This window comes from Vibrio sp. 10N.222.52.C12, from assembly GCF_041474215.1.
GTDB classification, from domain to species: Bacteria; Pseudomonadota; Gammaproteobacteria; order Enterobacterales; family Vibrionaceae; genus Vibrio; species Vibrio crassostreae_C.
Genome location: NZ_JBFRTR010000049.1, coordinates 1 through 22767 on the forward strand (window position 1 = coordinate 1; position 22767 = coordinate 22767).

Annotated in this window: 20 protein-coding genes and 1 pseudogene; 8 read left to right on the plus strand and 13 right to left on the minus strand. The window is 44.8% G+C overall.

Annotated features, from left to right (window positions below; all coding sequences use genetic code 11):
- Positions 1-45 precede the first annotated feature (45 nt).
- From AB4623_RS09365 to AB4623_RS09375, 3 genes are all read left to right on the plus strand, one after another.
- Positions 46-1278 (plus strand): pyridoxal phosphate-dependent aminotransferase, encoded by a 1233-nt coding sequence (locus AB4623_RS09365; protein WP_017060166.1) that lies wholly within the window; start codon positions 46-48, stop codon positions 1276-1278.
- A 344-nt stretch (positions 1279-1622) separates the two neighbouring features.
- A complete protein-coding gene (yfbR, locus tag AB4623_RS09370; protein WP_372146241.1) occupies positions 1623-2207 on the plus strand; it encodes a 5'-deoxynucleotidase in 585 nt (194 codons plus the stop codon).
- Between the two features lie 54 nt (positions 2208-2261).
- Positions 2262-3605 (plus strand): anti-phage deoxyguanosine triphosphatase, encoded by a 1344-nt coding sequence (locus tag AB4623_RS09375; protein WP_017060614.1) that lies wholly within the window; start codon positions 2262-2264, stop codon positions 3603-3605.
- Positions 3606-3631: 26 nt separating this feature from the next.
- On the opposite strand, the gene AB4623_RS09380 is transcribed toward AB4623_RS09375, so the two are convergent.
- Entirely contained in the window at positions 3632-4231 is a 600-nt protein-coding gene (locus AB4623_RS09380; RefSeq protein WP_017060615.1) for a tRNA-uridine aminocarboxypropyltransferase, read from the minus strand.
- 9 nt (positions 4232-4240) lie between these two features.
- Between AB4623_RS09380 and rrtA the strand changes: the two genes are divergently transcribed.
- Positions 4241-4789 carry a rhombosortase gene (gene rrtA, locus AB4623_RS09385; protein ID WP_017060616.1) on the plus strand — a complete coding sequence of 183 codons (549 nt, stop codon included), beginning with the start codon at positions 4241-4243 and terminating at the stop codon, positions 4787-4789.
- On the opposite strand, the gene AB4623_RS09390 is transcribed toward rrtA, so the two are convergent.
- From AB4623_RS09390 to AB4623_RS09425, 8 genes and pseudogenes are all read right to left on the minus strand, one after another.
- Positions 4780-5079 carry a ComEA family DNA-binding protein gene (locus AB4623_RS09390; protein ID WP_372146243.1) on the minus strand — a complete coding sequence of 100 codons (300 nt, stop codon included), beginning with the start codon at positions 5077-5079 and terminating at the stop codon, positions 4780-4782. The two genes, rrtA and AB4623_RS09390, sit on opposite strands and share 10 nt — an antisense overlap.
- A gap of 224 nt (positions 5080-5303) precedes the next feature.
- Positions 5304-7169: a peptidylprolyl isomerase gene (gene ppiD / locus AB4623_RS09395; RefSeq protein ID WP_017060618.1), complete on the minus strand. Its 1866-nt coding sequence runs from the start codon at positions 7167-7169 to the stop codon at positions 5304-5306.
- 218 nt (positions 7170-7387) lie between these two features.
- Positions 7388-7681, minus strand: a complete 294-nt coding sequence (locus tag AB4623_RS09400; protein ID WP_012604504.1) for an HU family DNA-binding protein — start codon at positions 7679-7681, stop codon at positions 7388-7390.
- Positions 7682-7849: 168 nt separating this feature from the next.
- Positions 7850-10201 (minus strand): endopeptidase La, encoded by a 2352-nt coding sequence (gene lon / locus AB4623_RS09405; RefSeq protein ID WP_229647710.1) that lies wholly within the window; start codon positions 10199-10201, stop codon positions 7850-7852.
- 132 nt (positions 10202-10333) lie between these two features.
- Positions 10334-11614 (minus strand): ATP-dependent protease ATP-binding subunit ClpX, encoded by a 1281-nt coding sequence (clpX, locus tag AB4623_RS09410; RefSeq protein WP_009847283.1) that lies wholly within the window; start codon positions 11612-11614, stop codon positions 10334-10336.
- An 81-nt stretch (positions 11615-11695) separates the two neighbouring features.
- Positions 11696-12322 (minus strand): ATP-dependent Clp endopeptidase proteolytic subunit ClpP, encoded by a 627-nt coding sequence (gene clpP, locus AB4623_RS09415; protein ID WP_004736080.1) that lies wholly within the window; start codon positions 12320-12322, stop codon positions 11696-11698.
- A gap of 105 nt (positions 12323-12427) precedes the next feature.
- Entirely contained in the window at positions 12428-13726 is a 1299-nt protein-coding gene (tig, locus tag AB4623_RS09420; protein WP_017065881.1) for a trigger factor, read from the minus strand.
- A gap of 294 nt (positions 13727-14020) precedes the next feature.
- Positions 14021-14203 (minus strand): annotated as a pseudogene (locus AB4623_RS09425) (hypothetical protein); the annotation flags it as partial.
- A 163-nt stretch (positions 14204-14366) separates the two neighbouring features.
- Here AB4623_RS09425 and AB4623_RS09430 point away from each other — a divergent pair.
- From AB4623_RS09430 to AB4623_RS09440, 3 genes are all read left to right on the plus strand, one after another.
- On the plus strand, positions 14367-16187 hold the full coding sequence (locus AB4623_RS09430) for an ATP-binding protein (RefSeq protein WP_372111867.1): 1821 nt from the start codon (positions 14367-14369) through the stop codon (positions 16185-16187).
- Between the two features lie 29 nt (positions 16188-16216).
- A complete protein-coding gene (locus tag AB4623_RS09435) occupies positions 16217-17566 on the plus strand; it encodes a sigma-54-dependent transcriptional regulator (protein ID WP_372146245.1) in 1350 nt (449 codons plus the stop codon).
- 78 nt (positions 17567-17644) lie between these two features.
- On the plus strand, positions 17645-17818 hold the full coding sequence (locus AB4623_RS09440) for a hypothetical protein (RefSeq protein ID WP_017060624.1): 174 nt from the start codon (positions 17645-17647) through the stop codon (positions 17816-17818).
- A gap of 54 nt (positions 17819-17872) precedes the next feature.
- Here the strand turns inward: AB4623_RS09440 and AB4623_RS09445 are convergent, their stop codons facing one another.
- The 3 genes from AB4623_RS09445 to AB4623_RS09455 all read right to left on the minus strand — a co-directional run bounded on the left by AB4623_RS09445 (position 17873) and on the right by AB4623_RS09455 (position 21052).
- On the minus strand, positions 17873-19234 hold the full coding sequence (locus tag AB4623_RS09445; RefSeq protein ID WP_017060625.1) for a TRAP transporter large permease: 1362 nt from the start codon (positions 19232-19234) through the stop codon (positions 17873-17875).
- 2 nt (positions 19235-19236) lie between these two features.
- On the minus strand, positions 19237-19992 hold the full coding sequence (locus AB4623_RS09450) for a TRAP transporter small permease (protein ID WP_372146247.1): 756 nt from the start codon (positions 19990-19992) through the stop codon (positions 19237-19239).
- 64 nt (positions 19993-20056) lie between these two features.
- Positions 20057-21052, minus strand: coding sequence for a TRAP transporter substrate-binding protein (locus AB4623_RS09455; RefSeq protein WP_017071719.1), 996 nt, complete (start codon positions 21050-21052; stop codon positions 20057-20059).
- A 346-nt stretch (positions 21053-21398) separates the two neighbouring features.
- Here AB4623_RS09455 and AB4623_RS09460 point away from each other — a divergent pair, with 346 nt between their 5' ends.
- Positions 21399-21806, plus strand: coding sequence for a thioesterase family protein (locus tag AB4623_RS09460; RefSeq protein ID WP_004736070.1), 408 nt, complete (start codon positions 21399-21401; stop codon positions 21804-21806).
- Between the two features lie 75 nt (positions 21807-21881).
- Here the strand turns inward: AB4623_RS09460 and AB4623_RS09465 are convergent, their stop codons facing one another.
- The gene (locus AB4623_RS09465) at positions 21882-22694 is read right to left on the minus strand and encodes a 4'-phosphopantetheinyl transferase superfamily protein (protein WP_017060627.1); all 813 of its coding nucleotides are present in this window, start codon (positions 22692-22694) and stop codon (positions 21882-21884) included.
- Positions 22695-22767 lie beyond the last annotated feature (73 nt).

Genomic DNA, 22767 nt, shown 5'->3' on the forward strand with positions numbered 1-22767 from the left:
GCGGTACTTTAATAAAGTATTTAAATTAATTTCAGGAAATCGGCAATGCAAAATATCGGGATGTCGTCAAAACTCAACAGCGTATGCTACGAAATCAGGGGGCCTGTACTCAAACATGCTAAGCGCATGGAAGAAGAAGGGCATAAAATACTGAAGCTTAATATTGGTAACCCCGCCCCATTTGGTTTTGACGCCCCTGATGAAATCCTTGTTGACGTAATCCGTAACCTACCGACATCTCAAGGTTACTGCGACTCAAAAGGCATCTATTCAGCCCGCAAAGCGGTTGTTCAGCACTACCAGAAAAAAGGCCTACGTAACCTTGATGTAGAAGACGTTTACATTGGTAACGGCGCATCAGAGCTTATCGTTATGTCTATGCAAGCGCTACTGGATAATGGTGATGAAATCTTAGTTCCCGCTCCGGATTACCCACTATGGACAGCGTCTGTTGCGCTTTCTGGTGGTACACCGGTTCACTACATGTGTGATGAAGATGCTGATTGGTATCCAGATTTAGACGACATGCGCGCGAAGATCTCACCAAAGACGCGCGGCATCGTTCTTATCAACCCGAACAACCCAACAGGCGCGGTATACAGCCGTGATTTCCTATTACAAGTGGTTGAGATTGCTCGTGAGCACGGTTTGATCATCTTCGCCGATGAAATCTACGACAAAGTACTTTACGACGGTGCGGTACACACTTCAGTGGCAACGCTTGCTGAAGACGTATTAATGGTCACGTTCAACGGCCTATCTAAAGCTTACCGTGTATGTGGTTTCCGTGGTGGTTGGATGTTCTTAACAGGCCCTAAACACCTAGCGAAAGGCTATGTAGAAGGGCTAGAAATGCTGGCCTCAATGCGTTTGTGTGCCAACGTTCCGATGCAACACGCTATCCAAACCGCACTCGGTGGCTATCAGAGTATCAATGAGCTGATTCTTCCAGGCGGTCGACTGCTTGAACAGCGTGACCGTGCATGGGAACTGATCAACAAGATCCCTGGCGTTTCTTGTGTGAAACCGAAAGGTGCAATGTACCTGTTCCCTAAAATCGACACCAACATGTACAACATCAAAGACGATCAGAAGTTTGTACTCGACTTCCTTAAGCAAGAGAAGGTGCTATTGGTTCAAGGTACGGGCTTCAATTGGCCGAAACCGGATCACTTCCGTATCGTGACTCTGCCGCACATCGAAGATCTAGAAATCGCAATTGGTCGTTTAGAGCGCTTCTTACAGACTTACAGCCAAGACGACCTCATCGAAGGTTAATGAGCACAAAGAAAGATGGCTACAATTTGCTGTTTTAAAAGACTTTAACTTGTATTCATTCACTTCTATGCTTAAAAGGCTCCTGTTTAGGAGCCTTTTTTGTATCCGCTGTCTCGTATCCCTGTGCAAACACAAGATACGAGTGGAGTATTGTTTATACCAATCACAGTAAGTAAGTGTTCAGAAATAGCGTAGGGAAAAAGCTTGAGAACAAGGCAGCTATTTTCGACAAGCAGCTTCGATAAGTAGTTATTCTACAATCAAAAATTCTAACATAGTTATCGAGTTTTTTAACAAGCTAGGATGACCAGTTATTTACTACGATTGGTACTATAAGGACATTTATGAAACAGAGCCATTTCTTTGCCCATCTCGCACGCATGAAGCTAATTCAACGCTGGCCCCTGATGCGTTCGGTATCAAGCGAGAACATTTCAGAACATAGCCTACAGGTTGCTTTCGTGGCACACGCCTTGGCACTGATCAAAAACAAGAAGTTTGATGGTCAGCTTAACCCCGAGCACATTGCTCTGCTTGGCATGTACCACGACACCAGTGAGGTACTGACGGGTGATTTGCCAACGCCAGTTAAATACTACAACCCGGATATTGCACAAGAGTATAAGAAGATAGAAGCCGCGGCAGAACAAAGACTGCTTTCGATGTTGCCAGAAGAGTTCAGAGACGACTTCGCCCCCTTCTTAATATCTGGTACTGCGAGTAAAGAAGAGCAAAGCATCATCAAGCAGGCAGATACTATCTGTGCGTACCTGAAATGCTTGGAAGAGCTCAGTGCGGGCAATCATGAATACGAGCAAGCCAAGCGCCGATTGGAAGAGACACTCGAACAACGCAAAAGCCCAGAAATGGACTACTTTCTCACCACATTCGCACCGAGCTTTGAATTATCACTAGACGAGATAAGCTAGCTGGGTATAAGTTGTTTTTAATTAGCTAAATAAATCAATTTGATAGGTGCTATTTTGAATTCTCAACTCGAACCACCCTTTGTACTCGAACAAGAATGGCAGCATCGAAATGACGATGAACATAAAATAAGACGGGATGACCACCGCAGCCCGTATCAGCGTGACCGTGCGCGCGTGCTTCACTCTGCTGCTTTCCGTCGCTTACAAGCGAAAACCCAGATCCATGGCACCACGGTCAACGACTTTCACCGAACGCGCCTTACTCACTCTCTTGAGGCCGCTCAGCTTGGCACCGGTATCGTCGCTCAACTGAAGAAAAAGCAGCCCGAATTTCGAGACCTATTACCCTCAGACAGTTTGATTGATTCACTGTGTTTGGCTCACGACATCGGTCATCCACCCTATGGACATGGCGGCGAAGTCGCACTCAACTACATGATGCGCGACCACGGCGGCTTTGAGGGCAACGCTCAAACGTTTCGCATAGTCACACAGCTAGAACCTTACACTGAACATCACGGGATGAACCTATCTCGACGCACTTTGTTAGGTCTAATTAAGTACCCTTCTCTGCTGAGTGAGGTTCAAGCTAAATTGCAGTCTGAACCCGTTAAGCATCAACGACAACTCCGAGCTAAAGATTGGATGCCAGCAAAAGGCATCTACGATCATGATGAAGAGTTGTTTAACTGGGTGCTTGAACCGCTTTCAAGCAGCGACCAACAGCTCCTAAAACAGAAAAGAAAAACGCATACCGAGCCACTTGAGCACAACAAGACCAAATATAAGTCACTGGATTGTTCGATCATGGAACTTGCTGACGACATCGCGTATGGCGTGCACGATTTAGAAGATGCGATTGTGCTTGGCTCTGTGACCAAAGCTCAGTGGGTCGAATCGGCTTACCCTCAACTGAAAGAGATGGCCGACCCATGGATTTGTGAACACCTAGATTCAATTACAGAGATGCTTTTCTCTGGTGAACAGTATCGTCGAAAGGATGCGATTGGTGGGATAGTCAACGCACTGTTGACCAGTATCTCGATTAAGCGAGTGGAGGCTAACTTTGAGAATGTACTGTTGGCTTACAATGCGGTGCTCGAGCCGAGCATGGACGGCACACTCGATAAGCTGAAACACTTTGTCAGCGAGTTCGTTATTCAAGTGCCACAGGTTCAGGTCATCGAATACAAAGGTCAACAGATCATCATGGATATGTTTGAAGCATTCAGCGCAGATCCTGAACGCTTGCTGCCACTGCCCATCAAGAAGCAATGGCTACAACATCAAGATGAGTCTCGAAAAATGCGCGTGATAGCCGATTACATTTCATCGATGACTGATGATCTTGCGCAGAAAATGCATCAGCAACTGTTCTCAGCTCATACCGAGTTTTAATTCCTGACTCACTTTACTAAAACGGCTTAATCTAAGTAGTTTTTCTCAAACACGCCCGGCGGCATTTGATTGATTTGAAACTGAATCATTTGGTCAAATGCCGTTAGCAAAGGGCTAAAGTCGCCATCACGCTCTAACAAGCTAAGTAAATGATAGCCAGCTTCAACGGTTGAAAGGCTATTTTCACTGGGTGCTTTGCGAATTCGGTAATTACCCTTGAGATCTTTCGGTAAATGAACCGTGTTCAACGCATGCAAGTTACTCGATACTTGCCACATCTTGAATGCTTTCTTCCACGTGCCATCCAATAAAATCACACGCAGCTTCTTATTGGGAGATGTCGCCGACTCAACTGAAACAGAGTTTTCGCTTGGGTATAAAATCACATGTTGATACTGTTCATCGCACAACAATGCGTTGAGTTGTTCGTTGTCTGAAAAGTCTTCGCCAACAAACGTCACGCTGTTATTAAGAGATAACGAGAGAATACGCGCTGTTCCCATCGGACGATGCTCTTCTGATGGGTGCTGAAGAATGATAAGCTCAACATTCGATTCGAGTGGTGTAACCCACTGACAAATACAAGCTTTCAAAGCCTTGCTGCATTGGGGGCAATAACGAGACATGGATTTAATGTGTACCCTGTTTTAATTTTCATTTCACTTTTATGCGTCTTATTCCAATTTGAGCCAATACAAGCTTGGGTCGTTTGGGATAGCAATGCGATTGCCGATGGGCAATGGTGGCGAATCCTAACAGGAAACTTTTCACATACCAACTACTCGCATCTTCTGATGAATCTAGCAGGCTTGTGGATCATCAGCTACCTGTTTCAACCGAGTAAAAAACAGCTTGTTGTTGCTTTGCTTGTGATCAGTTTAGTGACTGGCGTCGCTCTGTTGTTTTCAAGTATTCAGATCTACGTTGGCCTATCGGGCACTTTGCATGGGTTGTTTGGCTTATTCGCGCTCAGAGAGGCTTTAAACGGCAGGAAGTCTAGTTGGCTGTTAGTATTCGGATTAGTCGCTAAAATCGCTTGGGAGCAGCTTATTGGCCCTTCTAGCACGACTGGTGAACTGATTAATGCTCGTATCGCGATTGAAGCCCACCTAGCAGGTGCATTGGCCGGAGGCTTCATATCTATCGCTTCATTTCTAACAAGTAGAAAAACGGGTCAAAGTTGAATTCTTTCGCGGTTCTTTTCAACCGTCGCTTCACCTACCCCTTTGACACTCACCAAATCATCAGCAGTAGTAAATGCCCCGTTCTGATCTCTGTAATCGACGATTTCTTTGGCTTTCTTGTCACCCACGCCAACCAATAGTGCTGAAAGTTCTTCTGCCGTCGCGGTATTGATGTTGACCGTAATCTCAATGCCTTCGTAAAGCTCAGCCTTGGTTGGGCTGTCTGCAAACACGGCAGGGCTTAAGAGCATCAGAAATGAAAGAATTAGTGTTGAATATATCGTGCGCATAAATAGTTCCTTTGTTCAAAAAACGTAACTTATGCATTTGCCGCGCTAGATAACACAATCACCAGATAAAAATAAAGCGGATCACCTAAGTGACCCGCTTCGTTATACATCTTATTTTCATCAGCTTGTTTGTTGGCTCACAAATCTGAATTAAAGCCTAACAATCACGTGTTGATTTCAGTAGTAAGCTCTAACTTGAGCTTGCTACTGAGGTAATCAAACGCTTACTGACCTTGACCCACTACGTAGTATTCAACGTCTGCGTTTTTACGAAGTACGTTTAATACGTTAGTCAGGTCTTGCTGGTTACCAACTCGCTCCAACTGTGCACCAATTTGAGTGCTGTAGGCTGGGTTGATCTCAGCCGTTACTTTAGAAAGCTCAACAACAACGATATTACCGTCTTGGTCTTTAGATTGACCGAACACAGCTTGACCTGCTTCTGGTTTCGCTAGAGCGAATACAGATGCCGCTAATGGCGAGTTACGGTCAATCGTTTCAAGTTCAGTGAACTCAAGGTTGTTGTCCGCTAGTACTGCTTCATTGCCTTGCTCAAGTTCGTTCACTAGAGAAACACCTAGCTCAACCGCTTGCTGCTCTGCTTGTACAGCAGACAGTGCAGCGACAACTTGATCTTTCACTTCAGCTAGAGGAAGAACTGTCTCATCACGAGTCTCTTCTACACGAACAACAATTACGTGCTCAGGTGCAACTTCGATAACTTCCGAGTTTAGACCGTCTTCTTTCACTTCAGGGCTCAAGATAGCTTGCATAACTGCAGGCGTCATCAGAACTTCTGGAGCGTCAACTTGAGAGATGAAATCTGTCGTTGTGATCTTCGCGTTGATAGCTTCTGCAGAATCATCTAGAGAATCTGGGAATTCAAACGCTACTTTTTCTAGCTCAGTTTGTTGCTCGTAGAACTGATCAACTGCGTGTTGGTCTAGAAGCTCTGTCTTAATCTCTGCCGCTACTTCAGTGTAAGGCTGAGCTTGAGACGCTTTTAGTTCGTCTAGCTTGATGATGTGGTAGCCGAAATCAGATTTAACTAGGCCAGTCGTATCACCAATATTCTCAAGAGCGAAAGCCGCATCTTCGAATGCTGGGTCCATAACGTCGCGTTCAATCCAACCTAAATCACCACCAACATCTGCACTACCGAAGTCGTCAGATTTCTCTTCCGCTAGCGTAGCAAAATCAGCGCCTGCATTTAGCTCGTCTAGGATTGCCTGAGCTTTCGCTTCGTCATCGCCTTGAACTAGGATGTGGCTAACTTTACGTTGCTCTTCCGTTGAGTACTTGTCTAGGTGCTCTTGGTAGTATTTCTGTGCTTCTTCATCGCTTACTTCAAGCTGAGACTTAAGCGCTTCAGCAGAAAGCTCAATGTAAGATACCTTAGCTTGCTCTGGACGAGTGTAAGCTGCTGGGTTCTCTTGGTAGTACTGTTCGATTTGCTCGTCAGTTAACTCGATGTCTTTTGCAAGGTCAGCAACAGACAGTGTCACTGTGCGAATGTCACGAGTTTGTGCGATAAGCTTGCTCTGAGTATCGATTTCGCCCTGAAGAACGAATTCACTGCCTTGAAGTGCAGTCACAAGCTGGTTGCGCATTAGGTCACGACGCATGTATTCAGCGAAGCTCTCTGCGCTGAAACCTGCACGACGTAGTGCCGATTGGTAAACTTCTTGGTCGAATTGACCCGCCGTTTGGAACTGAGGCATTTCTAGAATCATGGTGCGGATTTGAGAATCACTGATTCGTAGGCCTAGAGACTCAGCTTGCTGCTCAAGCAGTACGTCATTGATCATGCGATCAAGTACTGATTTACGGAAAGACTCTACGTAAGCAGGGTCTGCAAGCATTTGCGCGAAGTAATCGCCAAGTTGAGACTGCATACGATTACGTTCGTTTTGGTAAGCCTGTTCGAACTCACCACGAGCAATTTCTGTGTTGCCAACTTTAGCTGCTGCGTTGTTACCGCCACCGGTGATGTAGCTGCCTACACCTGCGAATACGAATGACAGGATAATCAACCCAAGGATAATTTTTACCGCGATGCTATTCACGCCTTCGCGTAATCGATCCATCATAATTTAAGTGCTCTCCGGATATGAAGCATTGGCTTCAAAATAAAAATCTATTCACGCGATATTATCAGAAAAAGAAATGCGCATCAGTAGGATGCGCATAATTTAAATAAGTTCAATGTGCTTTGTACACATACTGTTTAAGAATGAAACATCATTTTTCAAACAGTAAACGCATTTTACTGCCTTCCCCTCTTAAATGGAGGTTTCAGCAGTGAAAATTAGTTACATGCGTCTTTAAGTGCTTTACCCGCTTTGAAGCCAGGTACTTTAGCTTCTGCGATTTGGATCTCTTCACCAGTTTTTGGGTTACGACCTGTACGAGCAGCACGAGTACGAACACTGAAAGTACCAAAGCCAACAAGTGCAACTTGGTCACCAGATTGTAGCGTTGTGCCAACTGCTTCGATGAATGCGTCTAGAGCGCGGCCAGCTGAAGCTTTAGAGATGTCTGCGTTTTCTGCGATTGATTCTACTAGTTGTGTTTTATTCACTGTTTTTCCCCTATGTGTCATCTGTGACTACTTCTGATGACTGTACGTTCCATTTTGGTTTTAATTTAGCCGCAAGCCTTATTGCAAAAGGGCTGCCGCTTTGTTCAATAACTTAGCGTCCAAAAAAAACGCTGACAAGCCTTTTCGGGCCTATCAGCGTAATTCTTTACTTATTTTTGCTATGCATCACTATTTTTTCACGTCAAACTCGACCCCTGACGGATCTCGTTCTAGCGCGACTTTGAGTACTTCTTCAATCCACTGAACCGGGATCACCTTCAAGTCAGCGATTACGTTGTCTGGAATCTCTTCCAAATCACGCTCATTGTCTTTAGGGATCAGTACAGTTTTGATGCCGCCACGGTGTGCAGCAAGCAGTTTTTCTTTCAAGCCACCGATAGGTAAAACTTCACCACGAAGGGTAATTTCACCTGTCATACCGACCTCTGCTTTAACCGGGTTACCCGTCAAGCTAGAGACAAGTGCAGTACACATTGCGATACCCGCACTCGGGCCATCTTTCGGTGTAGCACCTTCTGGTACGTGAACGTGAATGTCACGTTTTTCGTAGAAATCTGAGTTGATACCCAGTTTTTCAGCACGAGAACGAACCACTGTCATTGCCGCTTGAATCGACTCTTTCATCACGTCGCCAAGTGAGCCAGTTTGCGTTAGCTTACCTTTGCCCGGCATTGCTTCGGTCTCGATAGTCAGTAGATCACCACCCACTTGAGTCCACGCTAGGCCTGTTACTTGACCGATACGGTTGCTTTCATCCGCTTTACCGAAGTCGTGGCGTTGAACACCTAAGTACTCTTTCAGGTTATCAATGTTAACCGTTACAGACTTAAGATCGCTGTCTAGCAAGATGTTCTTCACTGCTTTACGACAGATCTTTGAGATTTCACGCTCTAGGCTACGTACACCCGCTTCACGCGTGTAGTAACGAATGATGCCGATGATTGCAGAGTCTTCAATCTCAATTTCATGAGGCTTAAGACCGTTGCGTTGAACTTGCTTGTCCAGTAAATGGCTCTTAGCAATGTTCAGCTTCTCATCTTCTGTGTAACCAGATAGACGAATCACTTCCATACGGTCCAGTAGAGGCCCAGGAATGTCCATCGAGTTCGATGTTGCCACGAACATAACATCTGACAGATCGTAATCTACTTCTAGGTAGTGATCGTTAAATGCGTTGTTTTGTTCTGGATCTAGAACTTCTAGAAGTGCTGAAGATGGGTCGCCACGCATATCAGAAGACATCTTATCGATCTCATCTAATAGGAACAGTGGGTTCTTAACACCAACTTTAGACATCTTCTGGATCAGTTTACCCGGAAGTGAACCGATGTACGTACGACGGTGACCACGAATCTCAGCTTCATCACGAACGCCACCAAGTGCCATACGCGTGTACTTACGACCCGTTGCCGCAGCAATCGAACGACCTAGCGAGGTTTTACCTACACCAGGAGGACCAACAAGACAAAGGATTGGGCCTTTTAGCTTGTTGATACGGTTTTGTACTGCCAAGTATTCAAGAATACGTTCTTTAACACGCTCTAAGCCGTAGTGGTCTTCGTTTAAGATCTCTTCCGCTTTCGCTAGATTCTTTTTCACTTTTGAACGCTTAGCCCAAGGAACGCCCACCATCCAATCAATGTAGCTACGTACTACTGTTGCTTCAGCAGACATTGGCGACATCATTTTCAGTTTTTGCAGTTCTTGCTCGGTTTTTTCACGAGCTTCTTGAGGCATCTTAGAGTCTTCGATCTTCTTCTTCAGAGTCTCGAATTCATCAGGAGCGTCGTCCATCTCGCCAAGTTCTTTCTGAATCGCTTTCATTTGCTCATTCAGGTAGTACTCACGCTGAGATTTTTCCATTTGCTTCTTAACGCGGCCACGAATGCGTTTTTCAACTTGCAAGATGTCAATTTCTGACTCCATTTGGCCCATCAAGAATTCCAGACGTTCAGTCACATCTAAGATTTCTAGAACGTGCTGCTTGTCTACCAGTTTAAGTGGCATGTGTGCAGCAATCGTATCAGCAAGGCGAGCTGCCTCATCAATACCGTTCAGAGATGTTAGAACTTCTGGTGGAATCTTTTTGTTCAGCTTAATAAAGCCTTCGAATTGATTGATCGCGCTGCGAACAACCACTTCTTGTTCTTTTTCGTCAAGTTCTGAGGTTACAACGTATTCTGCGTCCGCTAAGAAAAACTCACTTTCTTTGAATTGGTGAATTTTTGCACGCTGCTGACCTTCGACAAGCACTTTAACAGTACCATCAGGGAGCTTTAGTAACTGAAGAATGGTAGCGACAGTTCCTACTTTAAATAGGTCGTCAATTGAAGGCTCATCAGTGTCCGCTTCTTTCTGCGCTACAAGTAGTACTTGTTTGTTAGCTTCCATTGCCGATTCAAGGCAAGTAATCGATTTTTCACGACCAACAAACAATGGAATAACCATGTGTGGGTAAACCACTACATCACGTAGAGGTAGCACGGGGATTTCGATACGCTCGGAACGTTCCAAGTTCATATATTTCTCTCTTCCGCTTTAACTTATAAAGCAGTATATGGGGCTTAAACGACTGGATTCAATGGAAGAATAAAAAAAAGGAGGTAATTGCTTACCTCCTTTTTCAATTTGAGTGACTTGTCTAAAAAAGACCTACTCTGCAACAGCTGCTTGGTTATCTGAGTTGCTGTAAATTAATAGTGGTTCTGACTCACCATTAATTACCGACTCATCAATCACAACCTTGCTTACATCAGTTGAAGATGGCAGTTCGTACATAGTTTCTAGTAGAACACCCTCCAAGATAGAACGTAGACCACGAGCACCTGTTTTACGGTTCATTGCTTTCTTAGCAATGGCACGTAAAGCATCTTCACGGAATTCTAACTCTGTATCCTCAAGCTCAAATAATGCTGCGTACTGTTTTGTAAGTGCATTCTTTGGCTCACATAGGATTTGGATTAGCGCTTCTTCATCAAGCTCTGTCAGTGTTGTTGTCACAGGTAGACGACCAATGAATTCTGGAATCAGACCATATTTCACTAGATCTTCAGGTTCTACTTGAGTGAACAATTCACCGATAGTTTTGGTTTCATCTTTTGAACGCACTTCTGCGCCAAAGCCGATACCTGAACCTGTTTCTACACGCTGTTCAATCACTTTATCTAGGCCTGCAAACGCACCACCACAGATAAATAAGATCTTAGACGTGTCCACTTGCAAGAACTCTTGCTGTGGATGCTTACGACCACCTTGAGGTGGAACTGAAGCTACTGTACCTTCAACAAGTTTTAGTAGAGCTTGCTGTACACCTTCACCAGACACGTCACGCGTGATTGATGGGTTTTCAGCTTTACGAGAAATCTTGTCGATTTCATCGATGTAAACAATGCCGCGTTCCGCTTTCGCTACGTCGTAATCACATTTCTGAAGCAACTTCTGGATGATGTTTTCAACATCTTCGCCCACGTAACCCGCTTCGGTTAGTGTTGTTGCGTCTGCCATTGTGAAAGGAACGTCTAGGAAACGAGCCAATGTTTCAGCCAGTAGTGTTTTACCACTACCAGTAGGACCGATAAGAAGAATGTTACTCTTACCTAGCTCTACGCCTTCAGCTGTCGTATCACCATTACGTAAACGCTTGTAGTGGTTATAAACTGCAACTGCTAGCACTTTCTTCGCGTATTCTTGACCGATTACATAGTCGTCAAGATGCTCACGAATCTCACGCGGCGTTGGCAGCGATTCCGATTCTTTCTTAGGAAGAACATCTTTAATTTCTTCACGAATAATGTCGTTACAAAGATCGACACATTCATCACAAATGTAAACAGAAGGACCTGCGATTAACTTGCGAACTTCGTGTTGGCTTTTGCCACAGAAAGAGCAGTAAAGCAGTTTACCGCTACCACCCTCTTTGCTTTTATCTGTCATTCGCTAACCTCTTAGCCTTAACTCTCTATGCTTGAGTGTATATCAATTTGAATCACTTTGCGTTAAACAATTGCCCTGCAATTATTGACCGCGGTGATTAAGAACTGAATCCACCAAGCCGTATTCTACTGCTTGATCAGCAGACATGAAGTTATCACGATCTGTATCGCGCTCAACAACTTCTAGAGGCTGACCAGTGTGCTCTGCCAATAGTTTGTTTAGCTTTTGTTTGATCGTTAGGATCTCTTGCGCGTGAATTTGAATATCAGACGCTTGGCCTTGGAAGCCGCCAAGTGGCTGGTGAATCATTACACGTGAGTTTGGAAGCACGTGACGCTTACCAGGAGTACCACCCGCTAGTAAGAATGCACCCATAGAGCAAGCTTGACCCATACATACTGTGCTCACGTTTGGCTTGATGAACTGCATTGTGTCGTAGATAGACATGCCTGCTGTTACGCTACCGCCAGGTGAGTTGATGTAAAGATAGATATCTTTGTCTGGGTTTTCTGATTCCAAGAAAAGCAGTTGAGCCACGACAAGATTTGCCATGTGGTCTTCCACTTGACCTGTTAAGAAAATGATACGTTCTTTTAATAGACGAGAATAAATATCGTAAGAACGTTCACCACGGGAAGTCTGTTCAACCACCATAGGAACTAGTGCGTCCATAATCGATGGCATTGTATTTTTTTCTTGGTAGCTCATATTCTTATGTCCCTAAAATAAATGGCCCGAATGATTAAATCATACGGACCATTGTTAGCAGAATTGTTGACCGTACGTCAACCTTCTACGTCAGATATTACTATATTAAGCAGGTTGCTGATTCATTAGCTCGTTGAAGCTAACTTCTTTATCAGAAACTTGAGCTTTAGCGATGATTGCATCAATAGCTTGCTCTTCTAGAGCAACGTTGCGCATGTTGTTCATCATTTGCTCGTTTTGCTCGTAGTAAGCAATAACTTCTGTTGGATCTTCGTATGCTGTAGCCATCTCTTCGATGATAGCTTTAACTTTCTCGTCGTCAGCTTTTAGCTCTTCAGTCTTGATTACTTCACCAAGTAGAAGACCTACAACTACGCGACGTTTAGCTTGCTCTTCGAACAGCTCACGTGGAAGTTGGTCAGCAGCTTCAGTGTTGCCACCGAAACGTTGAGCAGCTTGTTGACGTAGAACACCGATCTCTTGATCGATTAGAGCAGAAGGTACGTCGATGTTGTTTTCGTTAACTAGACCGTCGATAGCTTGCTCTTTGATGCGGTTCTTAACAGCTTGCTTAAGCTCACGCTCCATGTTCTTACGAACTTCAGCTTTAAGACCTTCAACGCCGTCAGTTGCGCCGAACTTAGCAACGAATTCTTCGTTTAGTTCTGGAAGTTCACGAGCTTCAACTTTGTTCAGCTTGATAGAGAACTTAGCTGCTTTACCTTTTAGGTTTTCAGCGTGGTAATCTTCTGGGAAGTTTACGTCGATTTCGAATTCCATACCTGCTGTTTTACCAACGATACCGTCTTCGAAGCCAGGGATCATGCGACCAGCGCCCATCTCTAGTGGGAAGTTCTCAGCTTTGCCGCCTTCAAACTCTTCACCGTCGATAGAACCAACGAAGTCGATAGTTGCACGAGAACCAGCGTCAGCAGCAGCTTCAACTTCAGTCCAAGTTGCTTGTTGCTTACGTAGAGTTTCGATCATCTCTTCAACGTCAGCTTCTTTAACTTCTACTGCTGGTTTCTCAACAGTGATGTTTTCTAGACCTTTCAGCTCAACTTCTGGGTAAACTTCAAAAGTTGCGTTGAATACTAGGTCAGCGCCTTCGTTGTTTTCAACTGGTGCGAAAGTAGGTGCGCCAGCTGGGTTGATTTTCTCTTTAACGATCGCTTCGATGAAGTGACGTTGCATTACTTCGCCCATCACGTCTTGACGTACTGCTTTGCCGTACATTTTAGCAACCATCTTCATTGGCACTTTGCCTTTACGGAAACCATCGAAACGACGGTTTTTCGCGATGTTGCGTAGTTCAGCTGTAACTGCATCTTCGATGTTAGCAGCAGGAACAGTAATATTAAGACGGCGCTCTAGGCCTTCTAGCGTTTCAACAGTAACTTGCATTATATAAACCTCAAAACTGGCTCAGTAATCTGAGCATATGAGCCGTAACTTAGCTTTAATTCAAAAGCAGACGTTGTTGGCTGCATCCTTGTGTAGTGCTCTATCCGAACACCTAATTTAAAATCGAGCATTGATGTCTGAATTGATTATTCAACCAAACACCAGACTAATCAGCGATATCTTCGTTCTTCACACGTCGATTAAAACGCAATAAAGCTTGTTTTCAGAAACAAGAAAGGTATCTCCGATTAGCCTCAGGACAGAAATTTTAGACGCGACATTCTAGCGATCTGTTTAATCTCTGTCGAGCCGTTCACCTCTGCATGATGATGAATGCTCTAAATTCGTCCAACTAAGTGATACAAAAACGATCAAATCATCACTTAGCACAACAGAAATGGGGACAATAGCGACTTTTTCAAGGGAATCGAGGGCTTTTTTTGCTAAAAACCTTAAAAAGAGATCTTGCTCTTGTTTTACCCCTCAGAGTCGATAACTTTTTCAACAATCCCCGTTACAAACCCTTAACCTACATCCATCTGTTCACTCTCTGCTTTCAGCAAAAACTACCGCTATTTGCTACCATAAACGAGAGAAGACAGGCTTGATTGTTTACCAAAGAAATCAGCGGAGAGCCTTCATGTTTCAAGCTTTTAAAATCCCAATACTGTTAATGGTCACATACAGTTTACTGATGGTGTTTGGCGGTCATTGGGTGTGGAGCACGAGCCATGAAAGTTTGTTAAATGATCATCAATCTAAGCTGGACCGCTTTTCTGTTCATATTTCAAGCCAATTGGATAAGTTCGCGCACATTCCCGAGCTGCTTTCAAAAGACAAAGAGCTGGTCGATGCCCTGCACTCTCCAAGTAACTCTGCGCAAATCGAACTCACTAATCGTTATCTAGAGCACGTAAACTCGGTGATTCAAGCATCCGACACCTACCTACTAGACAGTATCGGCACCACCATTGCAGCCAGTAACTGGAATCAACCGCGTTCTTTTATTCGTCGTAACTTTGCTTTCCGCCCCTACTTTCAAGAAGCGATTATTGGCAATGAAAATCAATATTTTGCGCTAGGTTCAACCTCTGGAAAGCGAGGCTATTATTATTCTTACCCCGTCTCCTATGCCGCCGAGATTATTGGCGTCATTGTCGTAAAGATGGATTTATCGCTGATTGAAGCAAGTTGGAAAGGCAAACAGAGTTTTTTTGTTGCTGACGATAAAGATCAAATTGTATTTATGTCGAGTAACCCTGAGTGGCTGTTCAAAAGCCTTCAGCCGCTAAGCGAAGTACAACACACTCGAATTCAAGAAAGCAGGCAGTATCTCGATACAAAAATAGAAAGCCTGCACTTCTCCGGCGATTTAGACAGTGCCACCAGTCGTATTGAGTCGCCACACAAACTCGTCCAAGAGCAGTTCTTTAGTTCTTCGCGTTTCCTAGCCGAACCAAGACTCACCATACGGGTATTTTCTCCAACCCACTTAGTTTGGTGGGACTTGGTTGCTTACCTTGTGGTTTTGAGCCTAATCTTTGCGATTATTTATCTAACAATGCAGCTCAACCACCATAGACAACAAAGACGAGCACAGATAGACAGGCTGCAATCCGAAGCCAAGCAAAAACTCGAATTTCAAGTGCTTGAACGTACATCGGAGTTACATGTTGAGATCAAACACCGTATCGAAACCGAGCATGTTCTGAGGCAAACCCAAGACGAGCTCATCCAAGCCGCCAAACTAGCAGTGCTAGGGCAGATGTCAGCGAGCATCAGTCACGAACTGAATAACCCGCTTGCCGCGATTCGCAGTTATGCCGACAACGGCCGATTGTTTCTTGCCAAAGAAAAAACCGATCGTGTCGATGACAATCTATCGCGAATCTCGGCACTCACTGATCGTATGGCGAAAATCAGCCACCAGCTTCGCTCGTTCGCCAAAAAATCTACTGCGGAAGAGCTACACACCTTACAAATACTCCCAGTTTTACATTCATCGAAAGAGCTGATGAAGCCACAACTCAAGAGCGAGCGAGTTAAGGTCAACGAACTCCCTGAGACCTTTGATGCTTGCGTGCTCGCCAACGCCATTCAACTGGAACAGGTGATCATTAACCTGCTGACCAACGCGATTCAGGCGGTGGAACAACAAGATGACAAACAATTAGCTATTCTGTTAGAGATTAGAGAGTCCGACCATCAACAAGCCAATACCTTGCTAATTCATGTCGATGATAACGGCCCCGGCTTCACCTCCCCTTCTAGCGGAAACTTTTTTGAACCCTTCCATACCACCAAGAAAAACGGACTTGGACTTGGGCTATCGATTTCTCAACAAATAATCAACGGAATAAATGGCAAGCTCGTTACCGGTAGTAGCCCTCAAGGCGGTGCTCGAATCAGCATAGAGTTGCCCCTTGTTGGACATGAACAGCAAACAAAAAATCAGCAATAACCAGAATACAAAGAAGTAAAGGAATCACTATGTGTCACGTCTATTTCATTGATGATGAATCCGATCTAAGAATGGCGATTGAACAGAGCTTCGAGCTCGCCGACATTGATGCCGAATTCTTTCCCGATGCGGAGTCTGCTCTGCTCGCGATTCAAGAAAACGGCTTACCTCACGTGATCATCACTGATATCTGTCTACCAGGTCTATCCGGGCATGATCTGCTCAACACCGTGATGCACAAAGACAAAGAGATCCCTGTGATCATGATTACTGGTCACGGCGATATTTCAATGGCCGTTCAAGCCATCCAATACGGCGCCTATGACTTCATTGAAAAACCTTTCGCTAATGAACGCCTAGTCGAAACCACTAAGCGAGCGATAGAAAAACGTCAGCTCACCCTCGAGAACCTTGAGTTAAAACGTTCACTTAAAGCCAGCCAAGCACTTGGTCCAAGGATCATTGGTGACACGCAATCAATGACGGAGCTGCGGTCTATCATCACTCACGTTGCCGATACCAATGCCGACATATTGCTATTTGGCGAAACAGGCACTGGCAAAGAATTAGTTGCACGCTCTCTGCATGAACAAAGCAGCAGGCGAGAACAAAACTTCGTCGCAGTCAACTGCGGCGCAGTACCTGAAAATCTGATTGAGAGTGAACTGTATGGCCATGAGAAAGGGGCATTCACTGGCGCAGAAAGCAAACGTGTCGGTAAATTTGAATTTGCTCAGGGCGGAACTCTATTCTTAGATGAAATTGAGTCCATGCCAATGCAGGCACAAATTCGCCTGTTGCGCGTCTTGCAAGAACGCGTCATCGAAAGGGTTGGGTCTAATGGTTTAGTCCCTCTAGACATTCGAGTGATTGCGGCAACTAAAGTCGACCTAAAGAAAGCCGCTGAAGAAGGCTCTTTCCGCCAAGATCTCTATTATCGACTCAATGTTGTGACCTTAGATTTACCGCCGTTAAGAAGCCGACAAGAAGATATCCCAGCACTCTTCCACCACTTCTTACTGGTCGCTGCGGCGCGTTATGGCAAGACTGCCCCTGCCCTTCCACAAAAGGAGCTGCACGCACTTTTGGCTCATGATTGGCCGGGAAATGTTCGAGAATTACGTAATACTGCAGAGCGTTTTGTACTTTTAGGTAAGCTTTCTCACTTATCAGACAGCGCCACTGAAACTACTCAAGAACTGTCTTTGGCAGAATTGGTATCTGACTTTGAAAAAAACACGTTGAAGCAGGCACTTATTGAATGCAATGGCAGTATAAAAGAGACCATGGAGAGGCTGCAATTACCGAGGAAAACCCTCTACGATAAGATGCAAAAGCACCAACTAACGAAAGAATCTTATAAGGTAGAACCAAACTAAATTAGATTTGGGAGCAAGATCACCTATACTTATTTCGACAACAGGATGTTATGCAATAAATATAATAAGGAAGTGGTTATGGGTGAGAAAACAAAAGTGCCATCGATTACCGATACTTTCGAGATAGATGGTATTTTTTATGCTGACAATCATGTCGATCTACACACGCCAGAATTAGAGGCAAAACGCGCTTTGTATGAGCAGATAAAGCCTCATTCAAATCGTGGCAGAAATATAGATGAGGAGGTCTAGCGACCTCCTCATTTTTTATGGATTAAATTCCATGTCAGTGAATGACTCAAATAGCTACTTGGTTATGATCTCTGGTCCCATCAAGGTGGTTGGTAACCATGTTGATACCCAAGGTACGTAAGTGACGATAATCAGGAATAAGAACATCACCCCAACCCACGGCAATGCGGCTTTTACCACGTTCATCATCGACATCTTCGCGACACCTGCGGTCACAAACAAATTGAGCCCGACAGGCGGCGTTATCATCCCTATCTCCATGTTCACCACCATCATGATACCTAGGTGAATTGGGTCGATACCGAGCGCAATTGCAATTGGGAATACCAAAGGAGCAACGATGATCAGCAAGCCTGATGGCTCCATGAACTGCCCACCAATCAAGAGTAAAACGTTTACTACAATCAAAAAGGTGATCGGACCCAAGCCCGCAGATAGCATAGACTCAGTGATCATTTGAGGAATGCGTTCTTCGGTCAGTACATGCTTAAGAATCAGAGCATTGGCAATGATAAACAGCAGCATGATCGTCAGCTTGCCTGCATCGTAAAGTGTGTCTTTGGTGTCTTTATGGAAAAACGTTTGGAACACCTTAACCAAAGCAGGCTTTGTATTGTTCTTGTCAGCGAAAGGCCCCATATCTTTATAGATAAAGTTGGCAATGAAGAAGGCATACACCGCAGCCACTGCCGCCGCTTCTGTCGGAGTAAAGATGCCGCCGTAGATACCACCTAGAATGATGACAATCAGCAGCAAGCCCCAGCTCGCATCTTTCGCAGCTGCGAACATCTCGCCCCAGCCCACAAATGGCTGTGCCGGAATCTTCTTAATACGTGCTGCGATGTAGATAGCAATCATCAACATCACACCCGCCAGCAAACCAGGAATAACGCCACCTAAGAACATACGACCTACCGATACATCGGTCGCAGCCGCGTAAACCACCATCACGATGGACGGCGGAATCAAGATACCCAAAGTACCCGCGTTACAGATAACCCCTGCCGCGAACTCTTTTGAGTAACCGTTTTTGATCATACCTGCGATAACGATACTACCGATCGCCACTACCGTTGCAGGAGATGAACCAGAAAGGGCTGCGAACATCATACATGCCACAACCGACGCCATCGCCAAGCCGCCGCGGAACCAACCTACCATCGCGATAGCAAAACGGATAATACGTTTCGCCACGCCACCAGTAGACATGAAGCTAGAGGCCAAAATAAAGAAAGGAATCGCTAAGAGTGTGTAGTGGCCTGCAAATGCATTAAACAGCGTTTGTGCGACTGAAGCTAATGACGCATCTGAGTGCATCAATAAGAATATTACGCTCGATAAACCGAGGGAAATTGCAATTGGTACACCGACCAACATGAAAGCAATTACCATTAAAAATAGAAATAACATTGCCATGATTAGTCTTCCTTACCGTTAGATTTTGTACTCGACTCATTCGCTTTGTTCTGCGGAGTCGAATTCAATACCGCTGTCGCATCTTCGTCAGAGCCCGCTAGCACGTCTGCTTTCAACGCATCCAGCTCTTCTTCGGCTTCATGGCCTGCAATCATGCGGTCAAGCTTTCCCGTCGCCACTTGATAAGCGATTTGGATAAATCGGAACGTCAGCATTGCCATACCAATCGGCAGCGCCATATAAGGAATAAAACGTGGCAGTTTCTCGTATCGCTCGCCTTCATTCAGCCAGTCAGCAAGAAACTGAAGCATCTCTGGCATTGGAATATCGTCGGTCTCGTACCATGCGCGATCGGTCGCGAATGGGTACCAATAATTCCAAGAACCGATAAGAAGTAAGATTGAAAATGCTAGGCAGCTTGTCACGGCGATGAGCGCATACACTTTGCGTAGCTTTTCTGGGGCAAGGTTGATGATCACATCAACACCAATGTGGAAGTGTTTTTTAACGCCATAAGATGCGCCCACTAACACCATCCAAGCAAACATGAACACGGTCAGTTCCAGTGCCCATAAGATGTTGTCATTGAATGCGTATCGAAATACCACGTTGGCAAAAGTAAGTAGCGTCATTGCGCCAAGGAAAAATGCGATTAGTGACTCTTCAATCACATCCGTAATTCTTCCGACTTTGGAAAAAAGAGAGGTTTCCAGTGCTGATTCGCTAGAATTTGGTTGTTCCATTTGAGGCTTTTCCATAATTGACTCCGCTTATAATTGTTTTAATAAGGAGTGACGAATACTCGCCACTCCCTTAGCGGTGTTATTGGTTTGAAGCTAACGCTGCATCGATAAGGTCTGAACCGATGTCTTTTTCAAACTTCTTCCATACTGGTTGAAGCGCAGTTACCCATGCTTCACGCTGTTCAGGCGTAAGCGTACGAACCTCACCACCCGCTTCGATGATGTTATTTTTGTTCGCTAGGTTAACTTTTGAAGATTCTGCGTTACGAGTCTCAGACACTTCTTGAACGATTGTGCCAAGTTGCGTACGTACATCTTCAGGTAGGTCTTTCCAGAAGTCGTTCGACGTTACTACCAGGTAATCAAGGATACCGTGGTTAGTTTCTGTCACGCCGTCTTGTACTTCAAAGAACTTCTTACCGTAGATGTTTGACCATGTGTTCTCTTGGCCATCGATAACCTTAGTTTGTAGGCCACCGTATACTTCTTTGAAAGACATCTTCTGTGGGTTAGCACCCAGTTGTTCAAACTGAGCCACCAATACATCCGATGCTTGAACACGGAATTTCAAACCTTTTGCATCTTCAGGGCTGATAAGAGGTTTGTTCGCCGACATCTGTTTCATGCCATTGTGCCAAAACGCAAGACCTTGCAGGCCACGACGCTTCATCGCGTTCTTCAGCTTTTCACCAGATTCTGAGTTTTGGAAACGGTCAACGGCTTCTACGTCTTCAAATAGGAAAGGAAGGTCAAAAATGCGGTATTTCTTAGTGAACTTCTCAAATTTTGACAGCGATGGCGCCGCCATTTGAACATCACCATTTAACAGGGCTTCCAGTACCTTATTATCATCGTAAAGTGTTGAGTTAGGGAAAACTTGCATACAAGCTTTTCCATTCATTTCTGTGTTTACTCGCTCTTCCAGTAAAGAAGCGGCGATGCCTTTCGGGTGCTTATCGGTATTGGTTACATGACTGAATTTAATCACGATTTCACCAGGGTCACAGTTTGCAGCAGCATTAAAACTTGTGAGCGCCAGAGCAGATACAGACAGCAGGGTAAGAGGCTTAAACATTATTATTCTCCTTAGTAAACAAAGCAGCCCTTCAATGGGAACTGCGTGCTTTCACTAAGGCAATTAGCGCGCCACATTGACACAATCCATTAACAAGCCTTTAACCGCAAGGCTTCATCAGATCTGCCTGCAGTTGCCGCTAACTCGCTACAAAAATTAATGGGTGGAAAATGACACATAGAATATTTGTAAATGGGTGGAAGCTGACCAATGTAATAGTAATGAATGAGGTCTGACCAAAAGCCACATTACCGATGATGCCTTGAAGTAATTTCGACCTATCCTGTAGAGTGCTGCACAACTTAGCCAGATTTACTGTCCCACTACTTACCAAGAGTTGATACCCATGAGTCAGATCTACCATCACCCAGTACAAATTTACTATGAAGATACCGATCACTCTGGTGTGGTTTATCACCCTAACTTTCTTAAATACTTCGAGCGTGCGCGCGAACATGTCTTGGGCAGCGATAAACTGGCGGAGTTGTGGAATGAGCACGGACTAGGTTTTGCAGTCTATAAAGCCAACATGACTTTTCAAGATGGGGTTGAGTTCGCTGAGATCTGCGACATCCGAACCTCTTTTGAACTCGATGGAAAATACAAAACCTTATGGCGACAAGAGGTTTGGCGTAAAGATGCAACCAAACCTGCCGTGATTGGTGATATCGAGATGGTTTGCCTAGATAAAGACAAACAACTTCAGCCTGTACCCGCAGAAGTATTAAAAGCGATGCTTGGCGAAACGAGTTAGCCAATATTACGAATGGCTGAGAGCGAGCCGTGTTCAAGATTAGAAGCTAAAGGTTCTAGTGTAACGAACGTAAACTCAGCCAAGTAGCTTCGATTTGGGGAAGCACTTAATCTCTAATTGCATAGGAAGCGTTGCACCACCAAGCGTCACGGCAAATCGAAACTGGTTATCCAGCCTTCCTAAACTGCATTGCCAATCTGTTGAAGTATTGTCATTTTCAGCAGCATCCAACCCTACACCGTTATGGACAATGATTCCTCCATGTAACTCTGGTCGTAAACCCGACGAATGAACTGGCAGCGTTTGTTGAGTTAGATTGGAAAAATCGAACGAAAAACTTTTCAATGATGTGGCCAACCCCTTACCTGTCGCTTTGATGTACGACTCTTTCAGTGCCCACAAATCAAAAAAACGTTCTCTTTGAGATACCTCATCCAGCTCGAGTAAATCGTTAATCTCAAATTCCGAAAAGTAATGCTTCATGATCGCCGCGATGTTGGTCGAGCTTCTTGCATGTTCTATATCCACCCCAAGCTGTAGTGGTTGCCCTTTCGTTCGGCAGACAGCAATCAGTAAATGATCTTGACTGTGGCTAATATTGAAATTCAGTCCGGTTTTGTGTTGCTGCTCTGCAATCAAGCTTGGTTTGCCTTTTTCACCATACTCAAATCGCCACTCTTCAGCCGTCAAATCAGAGTAGATCGACAGAACCTCTCGTAAGTAGTTACGAACATAGAGCGCTTGGATCTGAGATGAAGGCATTCGATAACGCTCAACCTTAGCGACTTCATCGTCGGTCAGTTTCTGTTTAAGGCACGACACATGATCAGTACCTTCATCCAAATTGCTTAGAGAACAAAGCCACAAATCAACGACTGGTGTTTCCATCTTTTGAGCACTCACTTCTTAAAAATCACTATTCATAAAGCCATCAATAAAACATCAAAACGAACAAATTTAA